Source organism: Robbsia betulipollinis (genome assembly GCF_026624755.1).
GTDB classification, from domain to species: Bacteria; Pseudomonadota; Gammaproteobacteria; order Burkholderiales; family Burkholderiaceae; genus Robbsia; species Robbsia betulipollinis.
In genome coordinates, this window is record NZ_JAPMXC010000006.1 from 75,292 (window position 1) to 94,765 (window position 19,474).

Sequence of the window (19,474 nt, forward strand, 5' to 3'; positions counted from 1 at the left end):
CAGCCGAGACCGCTGGAATGGCCCCGCCGGCCGGCGGCGCGACGGGGTCTCACGCCGGGACGGCCGCGACGCCGGTCCCGTTTGACGAATGCACGGACACAGCACACCACTATGAGTTTCAACGTGACGATCCGGCCGAGCGGCCGACAATTCCAGGTGGACGCGGGCGAACCCGTCCTGAGCGCCGCGCTGCGCCACGGCGTGGGTTTGCCGTACGGCTGCAAGAACGGTGCGTGCGGCTCCTGCAAGGGCCGGGTCATCGAGGGCGCGGTGGAACAGGCGGCGCACTCGTCCTCGGCCCTGGCCAACGACGAAAAAACGCGCGGCTTCGCGCTGTTCTGCTGCGCGCAGGCAACATCCGATCTCGAAATCGAGATCCGCGAGATCGCCGGCGTCGGCGACATGCCGGCGAAGAAACTGCCGTGCCGCGTCAGCGCGCTCGAACGCGCCGCCGACGACGTCATGATCGTACGCCTGCAACTGCCCGCCAACGAACGGCTCCAGTATCTGGCCGGGCAATATCTCGAATTCATCCTGAAGGACGGCAAGCGCCGCGCCTACTCGATCGCGACCGCGCCGCACGCGGAGGGCCTGCTGGAACTCCACATCCGCCATCTGCCCGGCGGCCAGTTCACCGATCACGTCTTCTCCGCCATGAAGGCGCGCGACATGCTGCGTTTCGAAGGTCCGCTGGGGACGTTCTTCCTGCGCGAGGACAGCGACAAACCCATCGTGCTGCTGGCGTCGGGCACCGGTTTCGCGCCGATCAAGGCGATCGTCGAACAGGCCATTTACAAGAAAATCACGCGGCCGATCGCGCTCTACTGGGGTGCAAGAACGCGCCCGGACCTGTATCTTGAAGCATTGGGCGCCCAGTGGACGACCGAACTGCCGAACTTCCGTTTCATCCCGGTATTGTCCGAGCCGACGCCGCAGGACACCTGGGACGGGCGCACCGGCTTCGTGCACCACGCGGTGATCGCGGACCTGCCGGATCTGTCCGCTTATCAGGTCTACGCATGCGGCGCACCGGTAATGGTCGAGTCCGCGCAGCGGGATTTCACCGCCAACCATGGGCTGCCCGCCGAGGAGTTCTACGCGGACGCCTTCACCAGCGAAGCGGACCTGGTGAATGCGGTCTGATCCCGCAGTCCGAGTCTGACCCCGCGCCGCGCGCGCGGCGCGGCGCCGCAGCCGTTACCTTCGCGTTTTATTTTTGATCTTATTTGCGATCGAACCCCTCGTCCGATCGTGTGGAGCCGCTGATGAATTTCCAGGAATATCCGACCGACGCGCTGATGTACATCACCAACCGCCCGGAGATCGTTTTCACTCGCGGCAAGGGCGCCTGGCTGTATGACAACAACGACAAGCGATACCTCGACTTCATCCAGGGCTGGGCGGTCAACTCGCTGGGACATTGCGACGACGGCATGATCGCCGCGTCGGACCGGCAGTCGCGCCTGCTGATCAACCCGAGCCCGGCCTACTACAACGAGCCGATGGCGCGCCTCGCATCGAAGCTGACCGCATTGAGCGCCTTCGACAAGGTGTTCTTCGCGAACAGCGGCGCCGAGGCCAACGAAGGCGCGATCAAGCTCGCCCGCAAGTGGGGCCAGAAGAACAAGAACGGCGCGTTCGAGATCATCACGTTCGATCACAGCTTCCACGGCCGCACGCTGGCGACGATGTCGGCGAGCGGCAAGCCGGGCTGGGACACGATCTTCGCGCCCCAGGTGCCCGGCTTTCCGAAGGCGGACCTGAACGACATCGCCTCGGTGGAAAAGCTGATCACGCCCCGGACCGTCGCGGTCATGCTCGAACCGATCCAGGGCGAAGGCGGCGTGCTGCCGGCCACGCGCGAATTCATGCAGGCGCTGCGGGAACTGACGCGCCGGCACAACCTGCTGCTGATCGTCGACGAAGTGCAGACCGGGTGCGCGCGCACCGGCGAGATGTTTGCGTATCAGTTGTCGGGGATCGAGCCGGACATCATGACGCTCGGCAAGGGCATCGGCGGCGGCTATCCGCTCGCCGCGCTGCTCGCGACCGAAGCGGCTTCGGTGTTCGTCGCCGGCGACCAGGGCGGCACGTACAACGGCAACCCGGTCATGACCGCGATCGGCCTGGAAGTGGTCTCGCGGCTGTCGGCGCCGGACTTTCTCGCGGGCGTGCGCGAACGCAGCGCCTATCTGAGCCAGGCCCTGCTGAAGCTGTCGGCCGATTACGATTTCCAGGGAGAGCGCGGCGAGGGGCTGCTGCGCGCGCTGCTGCTGGGCCGCGACATCGGCCCGCAGATCGTCGAGCAGGCCCGCCTGCTGGAACCGGCCGGCCTGCTCATCAACGCCGCGCGCCCGAACCTGCTGCGCTTCATGCCGGCGTTGAACGTCACCACCGACGAAATCGATCAGATGATCGCCCTGCTGCGCCAGGCGATCGACCAGGCGGTCTGACGGCATACGGCGCGGCGCATCCACGCCGTGCCCGTCTGCCGCGTGCCTGCCCGGTTCATTTCCATGGAAACGGGCGATGCGCAGTCCCCTATCGACGGCACATCCGTCTTTCCCCTGCCTTCGGCTTTTCGCCGCCTCCCTCTTTTCTCATCCTAAGCGACCGCCATTCGCGCCGCGCGCGGGCCGGCACTGCGGCGGTGTCCTGCGCCTTGCGCGGAAAATTGTGCGTCGCGCGACGTCAATGTTCGCAATTCGTTGAAAATGCGAGCGGGCTTTACCCCCTAGAATCATCCCTGTCGAGAAATTTCGGCGACGCAGGCCACACACTAAGACCGGTCTCATATGCGCCGAGCCTGTGTTTTGCCAAAATGCAGGATTGCGGAAGTTCCGCCGCTATGACGCGGTAGTCCCGAGGTAGCCGCTTGCTCCTGTCCGTCGAATCCCGCTTCCGCCACACCCATTTCGCACCCCTATTTATTTTCCAAGACGTGGAAATGACCGAACTCGTGACCATAGGCATCGTCCTTTATCGGAACAGCGCACAGGAGATCGCGCGTTGCCTGAACGCCCTGAAGCGCCAGACACGCATCGACGCCATCAAGGAGATCCTGATCAGGGACCAGGGCGGCGGCGACGCGTTGGAGCATGTCGGCCAGTGGTGTGAAAGGCATGCCATGCCGGTGCCGATACGGATCTCCAGCGGCGCGAATCTCGGTTTCGGCGGCGGGCACAACACCTTGTTCGCTTCCAGCGATCCCGTCTCCACCGCCTACCTGTGCCTGAATCCCGACGGGTTCATGCATCCCCGCTGCCTGGAGGTCATGCTCGAGTCCGCGAGAAAGCAGCACTGGTCGGGAATCTTCGAGGCGATCCAGGAACCGGTGATGCACCCGAAGCGCTTCGATCCGAAAACGGGTACCACCGCGTGGTGTTCCGCGGCCTGCCTGCTGATTCCCGCCTCGCTCTATCGCGAGATCCGCGGTTTCGACGAGGATTTCTTCCTGTATTGCGAGGACGTCGATCTGTCGTGGCGGGCGAAGGCCGCCGGTCAGCGTTGTTTCACCTGCGCACAGGCCTGGTTTTTCCATTACGCCGAGGACCGCGGCGACCGCCAGATCGAGATCTGGCGGTCCGCCCACCTGCTTGCCCACAAATGGCGTGCCCACCAATTCAAGACGCATGCGGTGAACGTACTCGCGTCTCTGGTCGACATCGACCGCGACCTGCTCGAACAGCAGACGACCCACATCGAGCCGCATTCGATCCCGGAAATATTCCGCGCGCTGCCGAATTTCCGCAATCAGCTGACGTTCGCCGAACCGATGTGGACCTGACGATGACAGAACGCATTTCCGTTGTGATCCGGACCATGCCGGGGCGCGAAGCGCACCTGGAAAAATGTCTTTTCATCCTTCAAGGGCAGACGTATTCCGCCATCGAGGTCGTCGTCGTCGTGCAACGGCTCCGGCAGAACGACGGCATCGCCAGTATCGAAAGGATCGTCGACCGGGAGCGGCATGCATTTCACGACATGCGCCTGTTCGAGCATGTCTGCGCCGCGGATGCCCGCTCGAAAAGCCTGAACATCGGCAAACGCCATGCGAGCGGAAGATACCTGGCGTTTCTGGACGACGACGACAAGCTATATCCCGAACACTACGACAAATTGATTTCGGCGCTTCGGGAAAGCGACCGGGCCTGGGCGTACGCGGATACCATTCGCGCCCTGCACAACAAATGGGGGCAAGTGATAGAACGGTCCCGCCCGTGGCAACGGGATCGTTACAGTTATCTGGATCATCTGCGCAACAACTTCATCCCGATCCACTCGTTCATCATCGACCGGACGCGCGTGTCCCATCTGGGCGACGTGAACGAAGCGCTCAGCATGAACGAGGATTACGAATTTCTTCTGCGGCTGGCATTCGGGCACGAGCCGCTGTACGTGCCGTTTCCCGGCGCGGAGTACTGCATACGCGGCGACGGCTCGAATACGGTGATGGACGGCACCGTCTGCGCCGCCCAGGCCGTGCGAAAACAGCGGCTATGGACCAACGCCCTTGCCGAATTCAATGAGCTGAAGATCGCCAACATCGGGTGGTGGGTGCGCGAGGTCGACGCTCACCCCGGCTGCGCGGCGCCGGGCGCGGCGCGGTATCCCGACAATCCCCACGCGACGCAAGGCACCCGCTACCGCGACGAACTCCGGCAGTACCACGCGTCCCATTCCTGGCGCGTGAGTCGTGCATTGCGGGGCATTGCCCGTCTGCTCAGGGGACAGCGTCCGACGGCGGCGGATCCCACGCCGGAAACCGAGACGGAAGCGCTTCGACATATAGAGCGCCTGTTGCGCTCCCGGTCCTGGCGGATCACCCGGCCATTGCGCTGGGCGAGAAGCGTGATACCCCGGCGCTGAACGCGCGGAGGCACGCGGCGGAAGGGAGATCCCAGGAAGGATCCCCCCCGAGGCTCACTCCCCCAGATACGCCGCCCGCACCTTCGGGTCGTCCAGCATCTGGCGGGCGTCGCCCGACATCGTGATCAAGCCCGAATCCATCACGTAGCCGCGGTTCGCGGCCTGCAGGGCCAGCCGCGCGTTCTGCTCGACCAGCAACACCGTCAGGCCTTCCGACGAAATCTCCCGCACCACCTCGAAGATCTTCTCGACCATGATCGGCGACAGGCCCATCGACGGTTCGTCGAGCAGCAGCAGACGCGGCCGGCTGATCAGTGCGCGCGCCATCGCCAGCATCTGCTGCTCGCCGCCCGACAACGTGCCGGCGTATTGGGCCTGCCGCTCCTTCAGGCGCGGAAAGAACCCGAACATGCGTTCGACGTCGCTGGCGATCGCCGCGGTATCGGTGCGCAGATAGGCGCCCATCTGCATGTTTTCGAGAATGGTCATCCGCGCGAAGATGCCCCGGCCTTCCGGCACCATCGCCAGCCCCACCTTCAGCAGTTCGTACGAGGGCACGCCGCGAATCGACTTGCCCAGGTAGCGGATGTCCCCGCCCGTGCAGGCCTGAATGCCGGTGATGGCCTTCATCGTGGTGGTCTTGCCCGCGCCGTTCGCGCCGATCAAGGTCACGAGCTCGCCCTCGCGCACTTCCATGTCGATACCCTTGACCGCCTGGATACCGCCGTATGCCACCTGCAGGCCCTGAATGGACAACATCGCTTCGCTCATCAATGGCCTCCGGCGCCCAGATACGCTTCAATCACTTTCGGATCCTTCTGCACGTCCTGCGGCAACCCCTCGGCGATGACCTTGCCGTAGTCGAGCACCGTCATCCGGTCGCACAGGCCCATCATCAGCTTCACGTCGTGCTCGATCAGCAGGATGGTCCGGCCGTCGCCGCGGATCTTGTCGAGCAGTTCGCGCAACTCGACCTTCTCGGTCGCGTTCATGCCGGCGGCCGGCTCGTCCAGTGCCAGCAGCTTCGGGTCGGTCGCCAGCGCGCGCGCGATCTCGAGCCGCCGTTGGTGGCCGTACGAGAGGTTGCGCGACGTGTAGTCGGCGTATTTCGAGATGCCCACGTATTCCAGCAGTTCGATCGCGCGCTCCTTGACCTCGCGCTCCTCGCGCCGTTCCGCCGGCGTGCGGAACACCGCGCCGATCAGGCCCTGGCGCGTGCGCACATGGCGCCCGGTCATGACGTTCTCGAGCGCGGTCATGCCGCCGAAGAGGCGAATGTTCTGGAACGTACGGGCGATGCCCGCCTTCGCCACCTCATGCACGGTGGTCGGCTTGTAGGCCAGGCCGTCGAGCACGAACTCGCCCGAATCCGGCTCGTACAGCCCGGTGATGACATTGAAGAACGTCGTCTTGCCCGCGCCGTTCGGGCCGATCAGGCCGTAGATGTGCCCGGCCTGGATCTGCAGCCCGACATCGGCCAGCGCCTGCAGACCGCCGAAGCGCTTGTTGACGCCCTTGATGAACAGGCGCGTGTTTTTATCGATCATGGTGGATGGCTCCGCGTGCCGCACGCTCAGGCGCGAATCGTCTTGTTGCGTTTGGCAATCCGGGCAACCCGGTCCTCGTGCTTCGGCGCCGGCCACAGGCCGTCGGCGCGATACAACATGATGACGATCATCGCCAGGCCGTATAGCAGTTGCCGCACGACTTCGACGTCGATCACGTCATGACCGAACAGGAAATGCTGCAACGGTCCCATCGTCGAACGCAGTACTTCCGGGAAGATCGACAGCAGCACCGCACCCAGGATGACGCCGGGGATGTGGCCCATGCCGCCGAGCACCACGCAGGCCAGCACGACGATCGATTCCCAGAACGTGAACGACTCCGGCGACACGAAACCCTGAAAGGCGCCGAACATCGCCCCCGATACGCCGCCGAACGACGCGCCCATCGCGAACGCCAGCAGCTTGATGTTGCGGGTATTGATGCCCATCGCCTTGGCGGCGATCTCGTCCTCGCGAATGGCCGCCCACGCGCGGCCGATGCGCGAGTGCTGCAGCCGCACGCAGATGAAGATCACGATCAGCGACAGCACCACGAACGCGTAGTAATACATGTACACGGGCGGAAACGAGAAACCGAAGAGCGTGTGGATCTGCGAGAAGTCGAAGCCGAACAGATTGATCGGCGCGATGCCGCTGATGCCTTTCGGGCCGTTCGTGATGTTGATCGGCCGGTCCAGGTTGTTCATGAAGATCCGCACGATCTCGCCGAAGCCCAGCGTGACGATCGCCAGATAATCGCCGCGCAGTTTCAGCGTGGGCGCGCCGAGCAGCACGCCGCACAGTGCGGCCACCGCCATGGCGATCGGAATGATGACCCAGATCGGAAAGTGCGGGCCGGTCGGCCAGATCGACGCGATCCAGGCGAAGTTCTGCGAGAGTTGCGGCGACGACAGGAAGGCGGCGATATAGGCGCCCACCGCGTAGAACGCGATATAGCCGAGGTCGAGCAGTCCGGCGAAGCCGACGACCACGTTCAGGCCGAGCGCGAGCATCACGTACAGCATCGCGAAGTCGAGCACCCGCACCCAGTAGTTGCCGCCGGCGGCGCCGACCAGCATCGGGGCGAAGACCACGAAAAGCGCGAGCACGACGTAGCCCAGCGTGGTCTTCGCCGTGCGACGCGGCGGCGTCAGTTCGTTCGTGGTTTGAATCGGAGGAATGGAAGGCATGGAACGAACCCCTGTTATGCGCGATCGGCGACACGCTCGCCGAGCAGACCGGACGGACGGAACACCAGCACGATGATCAACACGATGAAGGCGAAGACGTCCTGGTAGTTGCTGCCGAACACCCCGCCGGTCAGCCCGCCGATGTAGCCGGCGCCGAGCTGCTCGATGAGACCCAGCAGAATGCCCCCGACCATCGCCCCGCCCAGATTGCCGATCCCGCCCAGCACGGCCGCCGTGAAGGCCTTGATACCCGGCAGGAAACCCATGTAGAAATGCGCGTTGCCGTATTCGGATGCGATCATCACCCCGGCCAGCGCGGCGAGCGCCGAGCCGATCATGAAGGTCGCCGAAATCACGAAATTCGGATTCACGCCCATCAGCCCGGCGACGTTGCGGTTTTCCGCCGTCGCCCGCATGGCCCGGCCGAGCCGCGTCTTGTGCACGAGCAGCAGCAGGCCGCCCATCGTCACGAACGCCACGACGACGATGATGATTTCCGTCACCGAAATCACCGCGCCCGGCGTCGTGTCCGTCGCCTTGACCACGTTCAGCGGGTCGGTCGGCAGCAGTTGCGGGAACATCAGCGGGTTGCGGCCCCAGATCATCATCGCGACGGTCTGCAGCAGGATCGAGACGCCGATCGCGGTGATCAGCGGCGCGAGACGCGGCGCGTTGCGCAACGGCCGGTAGGCGACGCGCTCGATCGTGTAGCCGGTCAGCGCGCAGACCACCGCGGCGATGCCCAGCGCGATCACCAGCGTCGCCACCGAACCCAGACCGGGAAAATGCGTGTGCAGCACGTTGATCGCCGACAGGGCGACCATCGCGCCGATCATGAGCACATCGCCGTGGGCGAAATTGATGATGCCGAGAATCCCGTACACCATCGTGTAGCCCAGCGCGATGATCGCGTAGATGCTGCCCAGAACCAGCCCGTTGATGAGCTGCTGGATGAAGGTATCCATTTACTACTCCTAGAACCGCTGACTATGGCGGATGCGGACGGTCTTCGGCGCGGCGCGAACGGGCTTTCCGACCCTGTATGCCGTGCTCGACCACCCTCCCTCAAGAACCGGCGACGCGAACCGGCCGCGCGCTCCGCCGGGCGCCGAAGCCACCCGGTGAAAGCGCCGCCCCGTCGCGCCGCCGCTGGACAAACGACTCACATCGTCTTTACATCTTTACGACATCGCGCACCGCGCGCTTCTGGTCCTTGAACTGGTACAAGGTGACGGCGGCCTGTTTCAGCTCGCCACGGGCGGTGAAGGCGATCGGACCCGTCAGACCGGTGTAGTCGGTCGACGGCATGGCGGCGAGGATCTTCGCCGGGTCCACCGCGTTGGCGCGCTTCATCGCGTCGACGAGCACGTACACCGCGTCATAGGCGAACGGCGCGTACGCCTGAACCGGTATATGAAAGCGCGCGGCGTAACGTTGCGCGAAGGCCGCGCCCTGATCCATGCTGCTCAGCGCCGGGCCCACCTGCGCGCAGATCAGGTTGTCGACCGCCGCGCCGGCGAGCGCCGCGCCCTTTTCCGAGCACAGGCCGTCGCCGCCCAGCACCGTTGCGTGCAGGCCGGACGCCGCCATCTGCCGCACGAAAGCGCCGCCCGCGACGTCCATGCCCGCGAACAGGACGACATTGGGCGCGCGCGCCTTCAGGCGCTTGAGAATCGCCTTGAGGTCGGCGCCACGCGGCTCAGCCCCGCGCATGCCCGGGTTCTCGCTCTCGCGCGCGACGTCGCGCAGGTTCGCGCCGCCCGCATGGGCGCGCACCGCCTGCAGGAACGCCGCCGCGAGATGCTTGCCGTAGGGCGTGCCGTCGTCGACCACCGCCAGCGTCTTCGCATGCAAGGATTCGATGGCCAGGGCCGCCAGGGCCGTGCCCTGTTGCGTGTCGTTCGCCACCATCCGGTAGCTGGTCTTGTAACCCTGGCCGGTGAAGGCGGGATCCGTCGAGGACGAGGACAGTTGCGTCACGCCCGCCGCGCCATAGACCTGCGACGCGGGAATCGACACCGCCGAGGCAAGATCGCCGATCACGCCGACCACCTGATCGGCGACCAGCTTGCGCGCGACCGTCACACCCTTGCGCGGGTCCCCGCCGTCGTCCTGCGCGTCGAGCTCGAGCGTGATCGCTTGCCCATCGATCGACAGCCCGCGCGCGTTGATTTCCTCCACCGCGAGCCGGGCGGCGTTCTCGCTGTCCTGGCCGAGATGCGCTTCCGCGCCGCTCAGCGGGCCCGCGTGACCGATCCGTACGGTCCGAACCGCTGCCGTGCCGGTGCCGGTGCCGGATGCCGCTACCGCTGCCGGTACCGACGCGGCCATACCGCCGACCGCCACGGGGGACGCGACGACGGCCGGTACGGCAATGCCCGATGCCAGCGGCGCCGACGCCATGGCCGTGCCCGAAGCGGCCGACGCGGTATCGGTCGTGCCGACGTCCTTTTTTCCGCAACCGGCCAGCAACAGGACGGTCGCGACAGGCACCGCGTGAATCCACCTCAAGGGCATCGATGACTCCGGAAGCAGCGTTTCGCACCCCTGTACGAATATTCCGCCCTTCAAAACCGGCGAATTGTACCTTCATTTATCGCGCGCGCAATATTGGTTGCAACCCGTGGTTGGAAGGGGTTGCAACTACTCGGTGACGGTTGCACCCGGCCTCGGCGAGACCGTGCGAATGGAAAGGTGCATGAAGCACCAAAATCGTGCAAACCGACGAGGAACCGGTTCATCGTGGAGGCTTTCCCGACGGTCATCGGAAAGCCGAAAAAGCGGGCCCTGCCCTGCCTGAATCCCATAGGGCGAGAAAATACGCCCCATAAGTGTGCACCGCAAAACCCGTCGGCTTATTGTTGAAGCCCGCTTTTTTAGAGTGTTAGCTCTATATTTTCCTCGACAAAGGTCTTCTGCGGGGCCGGCCGCTTTTTCGAACGACGCACGCGCGCCGTGCGAATTCGCTCAGGACAGGCCGCGCGGCAACGGGAACGAGATGTTCTCCTCGATGCCTTCCAGCGGACGCACGCTGCGCACGCCGAACTCGTGAATGCGGGCGATCACGGACTGCGCGAGCACCTCCGGCGCCGAGGCTCCGGCGGTGACGCCGATGCGCTTCTTGCCGGCGAACCAGTTCGGATCGAGCTGCTCGGGCGCATCGACCATGTACGCCGGCACGCCAAGTTTTTCCGCCAGTTCGCGCAGCCGGCTGGAGTTCGAACTGTTGGGGCTACCGACGACGATCACCACGTCGCAGCGCGGCGCCATGAATTTCACCGCATCCTGCCGGTTCTGCGTCGCGTAGCAGATGTCCTGCTTCTTCGGTTCGCGAATCAGCGGGAAACGCGCCTTGAGTGCGGCGATGATCTCCGCCGCATCGTCGACCGACAGGGTTGTCTGCGTGACCAGCGCGAGACGCGACGGGTCGCGCACCTCGAGCTGGTCGACATCGGCGGCGCTCTCGATCAGGTGCATGCCGGATGGCGTCTGTCCCATCGTGCCTTCCACTTCCGGATGCCCACGATGGCCGATCATCACGATCTCGTACTCGTCGGCGCGCATCTTCGCGACCTCGACGTGCACTTTCGTCACCAGCGGACAGGTGGCGTCGAAGACCCGCAGGCCGCGCGTCTCGGCTTCGGCGCGCACCGCGCGGGAGACGCCATGCGCGCTGAACACCAGCGTATTGCCAGCCGGCACGTCTTCGAGCGATTCGATGAAGATCGCGCCCTTCTGCCGCAGGTCCTGAACGACGTAGGCATTGTGGACGATCTCATGGCGGACGTAGATCGGCGCGCCGAACATCGCGATCGCGCGCTCGACGATCTCGATGGCGCGATCGACGCCCGCGCAGAAGCCCCGCGGCTGCGCGAGGACGATTTCGCCGTCGCCTTCCAGCAGGGCCAGTGAGTCGTTCTGGAGCGCGCTCAGTTCAGCGTTCATGGTTTGCTTCCTAGTGAATCAAAGAATACCGATGACCTGGACCTCGAAGGTCAAGGCCTGCCCGGCGAGCGGGTGATTGAAATCGAACAGCGCGGACGTCTCGCCGACCTCCTTCAACACGCCGGCATACCGCCCGCCCCCCGGCGCATTGAACTCGACCAGATCGCCGGGCGTGAAACTCTCGTCGACCATGCTGTTGGCGCGCAGGGTCGCCATCGACACGCGCTGGATCAGCTCCGGGTTGCGCGGGCCGAACGCTTCCTCGGGTTTCAGCTGAAAGACAGGGTGGTCACCGGCCTTCAGTCCTACCAGAATGTCTTCCAGCGGGGGCGCGAGCTGCCCCGCGCCCAGCAGCAGCGTGGCGGGCTTCTCGGAGAAGGTATTGACGATGTCGGCGCCGTCCGCCATGGACAAGCGGTAGTGCAGCGTGACATGCGAGCCGGGCTTGACCCGGGCGAGGTCGATGAGCGTCATGAAAGGGGTCCGGTGGGCCGGCGCGGAAAATTCGCGTTGCGGGTCGATGACAGACCGTCATTGTAAGCCAGGCGGCGTGTCCCGGCTGCGGCATCCGGACCACAGCCGGGCCGAACGAAAAATGGGGGAACCAGGACCGCGATGAAAACCGACACGATCGATCCGGCCGGTGCCGCCGTGCCTGCGCCCATGCCCGGGGAAGATGCGACGCATGCCCCTGCCCGGCGGCGCTCCCGCGCGCGCGCCGCGGGAGCCGGACGGCCGGTCCGCTTCACCTGTCCCGGATCCCCTCCCGGGAGTCCCCCCGGCGCAAGCTCGGGCGGACTTCGTCACTGGCCGCTTGCCGAGCGACCGCGCGAGCGGCTCTACGCGGCCGGGGCGCAGGCCTTGAGCGACTGCGAACTGCTGGCCCTGTTCATACGCACCGGCATACCCGGCCACGACGCCGTCGACGTGGGCCGCCTCCTGCTGCGCCGTTTCGGCTCCCTGGGCGGCATGCTCGACGCCGACGCCACGCAACTCGCCACCGTCGCCGGCCTCGGCCCGGCGAAGATCGCGCAGTTGCAGGCCATCAGCGAAATCGTCCGGCGTTCGCTCGCGCAGCGCATCACGCGGGGCGCCGCGTTCAGTTCCCCCTCCGATCTGGGCGACTATCTCCAGTTGCTGATCGGCGGTCGCCCGCACGAAGTCTTCGTCTCGCTCTACCTGGACAGCCGCCATCGCCTGCTCCAGGTGGAGGAATCGTCGCGCGGGACGTTGACGCAAACGGCCGTCTACCCGCGCGAGATCGCGCGCACCGCGTTGCAGTGCAATGCCGCGTCGCTGGTCGTCGCGCACAACCACCCTTCCGGGGACGTCCAGCCCAGCGAGCCGGACCGTCTGCTGACAGGCAGGTTGCGCAATGCGCTGGATCTGCTGGATATCCGCCTGCTCGACCATTTCATCGTCTCCCGGAATGCCCGCCTGTCGTTCGCGGAACACGGCTGGCTATGACGATTCGGGCGAAGATGGAGCGGGCGACGGGCGGGATGCAACGAAATACGGACAAAGCATTTGATTCGCCTGCAATTTCTCTGGTAAAATCTTCGTCTTTGTTCCGGCCTAGCCCGGATGCCCGAATTCAGAGGCCGAATTCAAGCGGAGCCGTTTTGGGGACGCGTGAGCGGAATCAAACGCGAATTCTAGCGGATCCGATGAGCAGGCTATTCAAGCGAATTCAGCGTACTAGGAGTGCTTCATGGCACGCAAATGCATCGTGACGGGGAAAGGGCCGCAGGTCGGCAACAACGTTTCCCACGCCAACAACAAGACCAAGCGTCGTTTCCTGCCGAATCTGCAGAGCCGTCGTATCTGGGTTGAGAGCGAAAACCGCTTCGTGCGTCTTCGCATCTCGACCGCGGCACTGCGCGTGATCGACAAGAACGGCATCGACTCCGTGCTCGCAGACCTGCGCGCACGCGGTCTCGCTTAAGGGGATCTCAGATGGCCAAGGGCGCACGCGACAAGATCAAGCTGGAATCGACCGCAGGTACGGGTCACTTCTACACGACGACGAAGAACAAACGGACGATGCCGGAAAAGATGGAGATCTCGAAGTACGATCCCGTCGCTCGCAAGCACGTGCCGTACAAGGAAACGAAGATCAAGTAACGCGACGGAAGCGGCGCACCGCGTCGCATCCTACCCGCCTGCTCGACAGGGCCCTCCCAACCGGGACGGTCACTTCGCAAAAAAACCCCGCTTGCGGGGTTTTTTCATGTCCGGTCGATCCACGGCGACTCAATCGATGATGCGCATGGAGTAATCCGTGGCGCGCACATCCTTCGTCAACGCGCCCACGGAAATTCGATCGACGCCGGTCTCCGCGAAACCGCGGATCGTCTCCGCGTTGACGCCGCCCGACACTTCCAGCGTCGCGCGCGCGCCATTGATCCGCACGGCCTCCCGCATCATCGCGACGTTGAAATTGTCGAGCAGGATCGACGTCGCGCCATGCGCCAGCGCTTCCTGCAACTCCACGATCGATTCGACTTCGACCTGCACCGGGACGCCCGCATTCAATGCCCGCGCGGCATCCAGCGCGGCGCCCACGCTACCCGCCGCCGCGATATGGTTCTCCTTGATCAGGATGCCATCGTAGAGCGCCAGCCGCTGATTGGCGCCGCCGCCCGTGCGCACCGCGTATTTCTGCGCCAGCCTTAACCCGGGTAGGGTCTTGCGGGTATCGAGTACGCGTGCGGCGGTACCATCGAGCAATTCGACGTAGCGCCGCGTCACGGTGGCGACGCCGGAGAGGAGCTGGAGGAAATTCAACGCGTTGCGCTCGCCCGTCAACAGCGCACGGGCCGGACCACGCATCTCGCACACGGTCATGCCGGCACGCATGCCCTCGCCCTCTTCCACCTGCCAGTCGATCTCGATGCGCGGATCGACGCGGCGCATGACTTCGTCGAACCACGGCGTGCCGCACAGGCAGGCGGCCTCGCGCACGATGATGAGCGCGCGCCGCATGGCGTCGGCCGGCACCAGGCGTCCCGTCTGATCGCCTGCGCCCACGTCTTCCAGCAAGGCGGCCGCGACGTTCGCGTCGCGCGCCACGCGCAGCGCACCGCCATATTCGGCGTCCACCGTGTCAAAAAACGACGTACCGCGTACCGGCGAGGATGGCCCCGCCACCTGCCCATTCGACTTTTGCATCGCTCCAACCGCTCCCGAGACCTCATTGCAAAAAAAAACCCCGCCGTGGCGGGGTTCTTCTCGTGCTGCCGCCCGTCACACCCGCGTCAGGCACGAGTGTAGCGGAATTCGTCAGGCGTAGCGGCGCAGGCGGATCGCGAAGTCCTGCAAGGCGGTGATGCCGCTTTGCTCCGCGCGCTGGCACCAAGCCTGCAACTGCAACACCAGTTGCTCGCGGGACACGTTCGAACGTTCCCAGATCGTCGCCAGTTCGCGGCGCAATTCGTAGAAAGTGCGTAGCGCGCTGCTTTGCTCGAAGATCTCGGGCAGCTGTTGCTTCTGCTTGTCGGCCAGCGCCGCTTCGTCTTTGTGGAACCACTTGCGTCCACTCTTGAACTCGCGGTACTTGTCGCTCGCGCCCAGGGACTTGATGTGCGCCAGCTCCTGGCGATAGGCACGACGCAGGGTGGACGTATAGCGCTCCATCACTTCGTACCGGTTCGACAGCACGGCCTGCAGCGTTTCCAGATCGATCGCGGTCTTGCCATTGAGCAGCTTCGGCGTCGGCGCGATCTTCTTCACATGCGCGAGCTTGCACGCCGACAGCACCCGGATCCACATCCAGCCGATGTCGAACTCGTACCACTTGTTCGAGAACTTGGCCGACGTGGCGTACGTATGGTGATTGTTGTGCAGTTCTTCGCCGCCGATGAGCAGGCCCAGCGGGAACAGGTTCGTGCTGGCATCTTCGCAGTTGAAATTGCGATAACCGAAGAAGTGACCGACGCCGTTGACGACGCCCGCCGCCCAGAACGGGATCCAGACCATCTGGATCGCCCAGACCGAAAGACCGACGAGGCCGAACATCGCGACGTTCAGCACCATCAGCAGGCTCACGCCCATGATGTTGTAGCGTGCGTAGATGTTGCGCTCGAGCCAGTCGTCCGGCGTGCCATGGCCGAACTTTTTCATGGTCTCTTCGTTGCGCGCTTCCTCGCGATACAGCTCGGCACCCTGAAAGAGCACCTTTTTCAGGCCGCGCGTCTGCGGGCTATGCGGATCTTCTTCGGTCTCGCATTTTGCATGGTGCTTGCGGTGGATCGCCGCCCATTCCTTCGTGACCATGCCGGTGGTCGCCCACAGCCAGAATCGGAATAAATGACTGATCGCGGGATGCAGATCGAGTGCACGATGCGCCTGGCAACGATGCAGATAGATGGTCGTGCTCAGAATCGTGATGTGCGTCACGACGAGCGTGTACAACACGATTTGCCACCACGACAAATCCAGCACGCCGTGGGCAAAAAACTGAAGCAGGGAGTCGAGCAAGATAGTGGACCCTTACAGGAAAAACGGAGAGGACGAATAAAACGGCTTGCCGGCGCGGCCGCGACGCTGATTTGTCGCGAACGTGCCGTCAACTTACGTCAGATCCAATTCTAACTCATCAGTTCCGACTCATTTGAGAGGAAATTGTAACCTCCGCTCTCGACCCAGCCTTGCGCTGGATCAAGTCCCGTCCGGTTTTACCGGCAATCCTATTCCATGTCCGTGCTTATTGGCTTTGCGGCCGGCGCACCGGCTTTGCGCTGCATGACGGCGGCGAAGAAACCGTCGGTGCCGTGGCGGTGCGGCAACAAAGACAGGTATTCCCCTGTGTCCAGGTCAACCTTTTGCTCGGCAAGCACCCGGTTCGCCGGAATCAACTCGAATTGGTCGTTGCCGGCCAGGAAGGCCTCGACGATCGCCTCGTTCTCGGCGCGCAGCAGGCTGCAGGTCGCGTATACCAGGCGGCCACCCGGTTTCAGCAGACGCGCTGCCGCTGCCAGGATCGACGTCTGCTTGGGAACCAGTTCGGTAATTGTTGCCGGCGTCTGACGCCATTTCAGATCGGGATTGCGGCGCAGCGTGCCCAGGCCGCTGCACGGCGCATCCACCAGTACCCGGTCGATCTTGCCGGCAAGGCGCCGGATCTTGATGTCGTTCTCGCTGTCGATGACGATCGGGTGCACGTTCGACAGACCGCTGCGCGCCGCGCGCGGCTTCATCTTCGCCAGACGCCGCTCGGCCACGTCGAACGCATAGAGCCGGCCGCTCGAACGCATCATCGCGCTGAGCGCCAGCGTCTTGCCGCCCGCGCCCGCGCAGAAATCGACGACCATCTCGCCGCGCTTGGGCGCGACCAGCTGGCACAGCAGCTGGCTGCCTTCGTCCTGCACCTCGATCCACCCCTCCTGGAACAGCGGCATGCGCGTCAGCGCGGGCTTGCCCGCCAGCCGCACGCCGACCGGCGAGAATGGCGTCTCCTCGGCCTCGTGCCCCGATTCGCGCAGGGATTCGAGCACTTTCTCGCGATTCGCCTTGAGCGTATTGACGCGCAGGTCGAGCGGCGCCGGGTAATTCAGCGCGGCCGCCAGCGCGGACATGCCCTCCGCGTCGAACCGTTCGGCGAAGCCGTTGTAGATCCAGTCGGGCAGATTGGTGCGGATGCGCAGCGGCAGACTGCTCGGATCGATCGTCGCGACATGTTCGAGCCAGGCCTGCTCGGTCGGCGACACGTGATGCTTGAGCGCCGCGCGGCCGACGGTCTGCATCAGCCCGAGCAGCGTCAGCCGGCGCGCCGGCGAACCGCTGCCGCTTTCGGACAGGTGCGCGAACTCCATGCGCCGGCGCAGCACCGCGAAGATCGCCTCGGCGATCACGCCCCGTTCGGCGTGGCCGAGCTTCGGATGCGCGCGGAAGAAGCGGCTGACCATGGCGTCCGCCGGTCCGGTGAATTGTAGAACGTCGGCGAGTAAGGTCTCGGTCTGGCCGATCAGGAAGCCGTGCAGTTTCATGCGCACTCCGTGGCGAATAGCCACTGTGATTCGGGGGGATCCAGGCGTGCCAGCACGCGCGAACCCTCGATCGACAGCCGTCCTTCGACGAACCATCGTACCGCCCTGGGATAAATGAGATGCTCGGCATGCAGCACGCGTGCGGCGAGCCGGGCGGGATCGTCGTCGTCGCGGACCGGCACCGCGGCCTGGGCGACGATGGGACCGCAATCGAGTTCGGCCGTCACGAAATGCACGGTGGCGCCGTGCAGGCGCACGCCCGCCGCGAGCGCGCGTTCATGGGTCTTCAGACCCGCGAAACTGGGCAGCAGCGACGGGTGGATGTTCAGCAGGCGTCCCGCGTAATGCTGGACGAAGTCCGCGCCCAGCACGCGCATGAAGCCAGCCAGCACCAGCAGGTCGGGGGCGAACGCATCGATCTGCGCCATCAGCGCCTGGTCGTACGCGTCGCGCGACGCGTACGCCGCGTGCTCGAGCACGACGGCGGGGATGCCGTGCGCGCGCGCATAATCGAGCGCGTCGCCGGAAGCCGCGTCGGCGCGATTCGACACGACCGCGACGACGCGGGCCGGCCAGCGCTCGGCAGCGCAGGCGTCGACGATCGCGCGCATATTCGTGCCGCGGCCCGACAAAAGGATCACGATATTGTTCATCCGGCGGATTTTATCACTCCGGGGCACCGGAAAAACCGCGCGCCGTCCAACTCTCACCTGCTTCGTCTATAATCGAATGCTTTGCTGAAGTTTTCGCAAATCGGCCGACAGTCATCGTGAAAGTTTTCAGGGGTCTTCCTAACGCCGAAAGCAGAGCGCCATGCGCTTTGACGATCGGCAATTTCGATGGCGTCCATCGGGGGCACCAGGCACTGCTGGCGCACGCCCGCGCGGCGGCACAGTCGTTGAACCTCCCCCTGTGCGTGATGACCTTCGAGCCGCATCCGCGCGAATTCTTCAACCCGGGCGGCGCGCCCCCGCGCATTTCCCTGCTGCGCGACAAGCTGGAAGCGCTGGAGCGGGCGCAGGTCGACCGCGTCGTCGTCGAACATTTCAACCACACTTTCGCCGCGCAGCCGCCCGACGCCTTCATCCAGGACGTGATCGTGGACGGGCTGCACGCGCGCTGGGTGATGGTCGGCGACGATTTCCGCTACGGGGCGCGCCGCGCGGGCGACTTCGCGGCACTGCAACGCGCCGGCGCCGCGCATGGCTTCGCGGTGGAGCGCATGGCCACGCTGACCGACGGGAACGGTGCGCGCATTTCCAGCTCCGCGGTCCGCGCCGCCTTGATGGCCGGCGACCTCGACGCCGCAGCGGCGCTGCTGGGCCGCCCGTACATGATTTCCGGCCATGTCGTGCATGGCCAGAAGCTGGGACGCGAACTCGGTTTTCCGACGCTGAACCTGCGGGTCGCCCACAAGCGGCCCGCACTGGCCGGCATTCTCGTGGTGCGGGTGCATGGCCTCGCCCCCACGCCCCTTCCCGCCGTGGCCAGCCTGGGGCTGCGGCCCACGGTCGACGACTCGGGGCGCATCCTGCTCGAAGTCAACGTGCTCGGCTGGACCGGCAACGCGTACGGCAAGGTGGTGCGCATCGAATTCCTGAAAAAATTGCGGGACGAGGAACGTTACGTGGACCTGCCGGCGTTGAGCGCCGCGATCCAGCGCGACGTCGCCCACGCGCACGCGTATTTCGACCAGGCCACCGGCATCACCGATCGAATTAGCTGATCGGCGTCCAGCCCGACCCACGGGCCCGCCGAAGCGCTCCGTCAGACGCGGCCGATGCGGATTCCGGCCGCGAACCCGTCGAACCCGCCTGCCGCGGTCGAACGCCACGCCGCGGCTTGCGTCAACCACCTATTAAAAAACGATGAGCGATAAACAAGCCGATTCGAACGCCGCGAACGCCCAGCCGGCGCCACGGGATGGTGCCGCTTC

General features: G+C 64.9%; 19 protein-coding genes. 8 read left to right on the forward strand and 11 right to left on the reverse strand.

Going from position 1 to position 19,474, the window contains the following annotated elements; all coding sequences use genetic code 11:
* Window positions 1–111: 111 nt before the first annotated feature.
* From OVY01_RS16405 to OVY01_RS16420, 4 genes are all read left to right on the forward strand, one after another.
* Window positions 112–1,143: a CDP-6-deoxy-delta-3,4-glucoseen reductase gene (locus tag OVY01_RS16405; protein WP_267848645.1), complete on the forward strand. Its 1,032-nt coding sequence runs from the start codon at window positions 112–114 to the stop codon at window positions 1,141–1,143.
* Between the two features lie 122 nt (window positions 1,144–1,265).
* A complete protein-coding gene (locus OVY01_RS16410) occupies window positions 1,266–2,453 on the forward strand; it encodes an acetylornithine transaminase (RefSeq protein WP_267848646.1) in 1,188 nt (395 codons plus the stop codon).
* 494 nt (window positions 2,454–2,947) lie between these two features.
* A complete protein-coding gene (locus OVY01_RS16415; RefSeq protein ID WP_267848647.1) occupies window positions 2,948–3,787 on the forward strand; it encodes a glycosyltransferase family 2 protein in 840 nt (279 codons plus the stop codon).
* A gap of 2 nt (window positions 3,788–3,789) precedes the next feature.
* On the forward strand, window positions 3,790–4,869 hold the full coding sequence (locus tag OVY01_RS16420) for a glycosyltransferase family 2 protein (RefSeq protein ID WP_267848648.1): 1,080 nt from the start codon (window positions 3,790–3,792) through the stop codon (window positions 4,867–4,869).
* 54 nt (window positions 4,870–4,923) lie between these two features.
* On the opposite strand, the gene OVY01_RS16425 is transcribed toward OVY01_RS16420, so the two are convergent.
* The 7 genes from OVY01_RS16425 to OVY01_RS16455 all read right to left on the reverse strand — a co-directional run bounded on the left by OVY01_RS16425 (window position 4,924) and on the right by OVY01_RS16455 (window position 12,025).
* Window positions 4,924–5,640, reverse strand: a complete 717-nt coding sequence (locus OVY01_RS16425) for an ABC transporter ATP-binding protein (protein ID WP_267848649.1) — start codon at window positions 5,638–5,640, stop codon at window positions 4,924–4,926.
* Window positions 5,640–6,416 carry an ABC transporter ATP-binding protein gene (locus tag OVY01_RS16430; RefSeq protein WP_267848650.1) on the reverse strand — a complete coding sequence of 259 codons (777 nt, stop codon included), beginning with the start codon at window positions 6,414–6,416 and terminating at the stop codon, window positions 5,640–5,642. The genes OVY01_RS16425 and OVY01_RS16430 overlap by 1 nt, the downstream gene beginning before the upstream one ends.
* 26 nt (window positions 6,417–6,442) lie before the next feature.
* On the reverse strand, window positions 6,443–7,606 hold the full coding sequence (locus OVY01_RS16435; RefSeq protein WP_267848651.1) for an ABC transporter permease subunit: 1,164 nt from the start codon (window positions 7,604–7,606) through the stop codon (window positions 6,443–6,445).
* Between the two features lie 14 nt (window positions 7,607–7,620).
* Window positions 7,621–8,571 carry a branched-chain amino acid ABC transporter permease gene (locus tag OVY01_RS16440; protein ID WP_267848652.1) on the reverse strand — a complete coding sequence of 317 codons (951 nt, stop codon included), beginning with the start codon at window positions 8,569–8,571 and terminating at the stop codon, window positions 7,621–7,623.
* Between the two features lie 208 nt (window positions 8,572–8,779).
* On the reverse strand, window positions 8,780–10,009 hold the full coding sequence (locus tag OVY01_RS16445; protein WP_432422273.1) for a branched-chain amino acid ABC transporter substrate-binding protein: 1,230 nt from the start codon (window positions 10,007–10,009) through the stop codon (window positions 8,780–8,782).
* A 564-nt stretch (window positions 10,010–10,573) separates the two neighbouring features.
* Window positions 10,574–11,551, reverse strand: a complete 978-nt coding sequence (ispH, locus tag OVY01_RS16450) for a 4-hydroxy-3-methylbut-2-enyl diphosphate reductase (protein ID WP_267848654.1) — start codon at window positions 11,549–11,551, stop codon at window positions 10,574–10,576.
* Window positions 11,552–11,569: 18 nt separating this feature from the next.
* On the reverse strand, window positions 11,570–12,025 hold the full coding sequence (locus OVY01_RS16455; RefSeq protein ID WP_267848655.1) for an FKBP-type peptidyl-prolyl cis-trans isomerase: 456 nt from the start codon (window positions 12,023–12,025) through the stop codon (window positions 11,570–11,572).
* 141 nt (window positions 12,026–12,166) lie between these two features.
* Here OVY01_RS16455 and radC point away from each other — a divergent pair, with 141 nt between their 5' ends.
* The 3 genes from radC (at window position 12,167) to rpmG (ending at window position 13,675) form a co-directional block, all read left to right on the forward strand.
* Window positions 12,167–13,018 carry a RadC family protein gene (gene radC / locus OVY01_RS16460; RefSeq protein WP_267848656.1) on the forward strand — a complete coding sequence of 284 codons (852 nt, stop codon included), beginning with the start codon at window positions 12,167–12,169 and terminating at the stop codon, window positions 13,016–13,018.
* Between the two features lie 244 nt (window positions 13,019–13,262).
* Window positions 13,263–13,496 (forward strand): 50S ribosomal protein L28, encoded by a 234-nt coding sequence (gene rpmB, locus OVY01_RS16465; RefSeq protein WP_267848657.1) that lies wholly within the window; start codon window positions 13,263–13,265, stop codon window positions 13,494–13,496.
* Window positions 13,497–13,507: 11 nt separating this feature from the next.
* Window positions 13,508–13,675, forward strand: a complete 168-nt coding sequence (gene rpmG / locus OVY01_RS16470; protein WP_267848658.1) for a 50S ribosomal protein L33 — start codon at window positions 13,508–13,510, stop codon at window positions 13,673–13,675.
* 129 nt (window positions 13,676–13,804) lie between these two features.
* On the opposite strand, the gene nadC is transcribed toward rpmG, so the two are convergent.
* The 4 genes from nadC to purN all read right to left on the reverse strand — a co-directional run bounded on the left by nadC (window position 13,805) and on the right by purN (window position 18,191).
* Window positions 13,805–14,722, reverse strand: coding sequence for a carboxylating nicotinate-nucleotide diphosphorylase (gene nadC / locus OVY01_RS16475; RefSeq protein WP_267848659.1), 918 nt, complete (start codon window positions 14,720–14,722; stop codon window positions 13,805–13,807).
* Window positions 14,723–14,833: 111 nt separating this feature from the next.
* Entirely contained in the window at window positions 14,834–16,030 is a 1,197-nt protein-coding gene (locus OVY01_RS16480; protein WP_267848660.1) for a DesA family fatty acid desaturase, read from the reverse strand.
* A gap of 209 nt (window positions 16,031–16,239) precedes the next feature.
* On the reverse strand, window positions 16,240–17,538 hold the full coding sequence (locus OVY01_RS16485; RefSeq protein WP_267848661.1) for an RsmB/NOP family class I SAM-dependent RNA methyltransferase: 1,299 nt from the start codon (window positions 17,536–17,538) through the stop codon (window positions 16,240–16,242).
* Window positions 17,535–18,191 carry a phosphoribosylglycinamide formyltransferase gene (gene purN / locus OVY01_RS16490; protein WP_267848662.1) on the reverse strand — a complete coding sequence of 219 codons (657 nt, stop codon included), beginning with the start codon at window positions 18,189–18,191 and terminating at the stop codon, window positions 17,535–17,537. Before purN ends, OVY01_RS16485 begins: the two co-directional genes overlap by 4 nt.
* Before the next feature lie 116 nt (window positions 18,192–18,307).
* On the opposite strand from purN, the gene OVY01_RS16495 reads away from it, so the two are divergent.
* Window positions 18,308–19,264, forward strand: a complete 957-nt coding sequence (locus OVY01_RS16495) for a bifunctional riboflavin kinase/FAD synthetase (RefSeq protein ID WP_267848663.1) — start codon at window positions 18,308–18,310, stop codon at window positions 19,262–19,264.
* The last annotated feature ends 210 nt before the right edge of the window (window positions 19,265–19,474 follow it).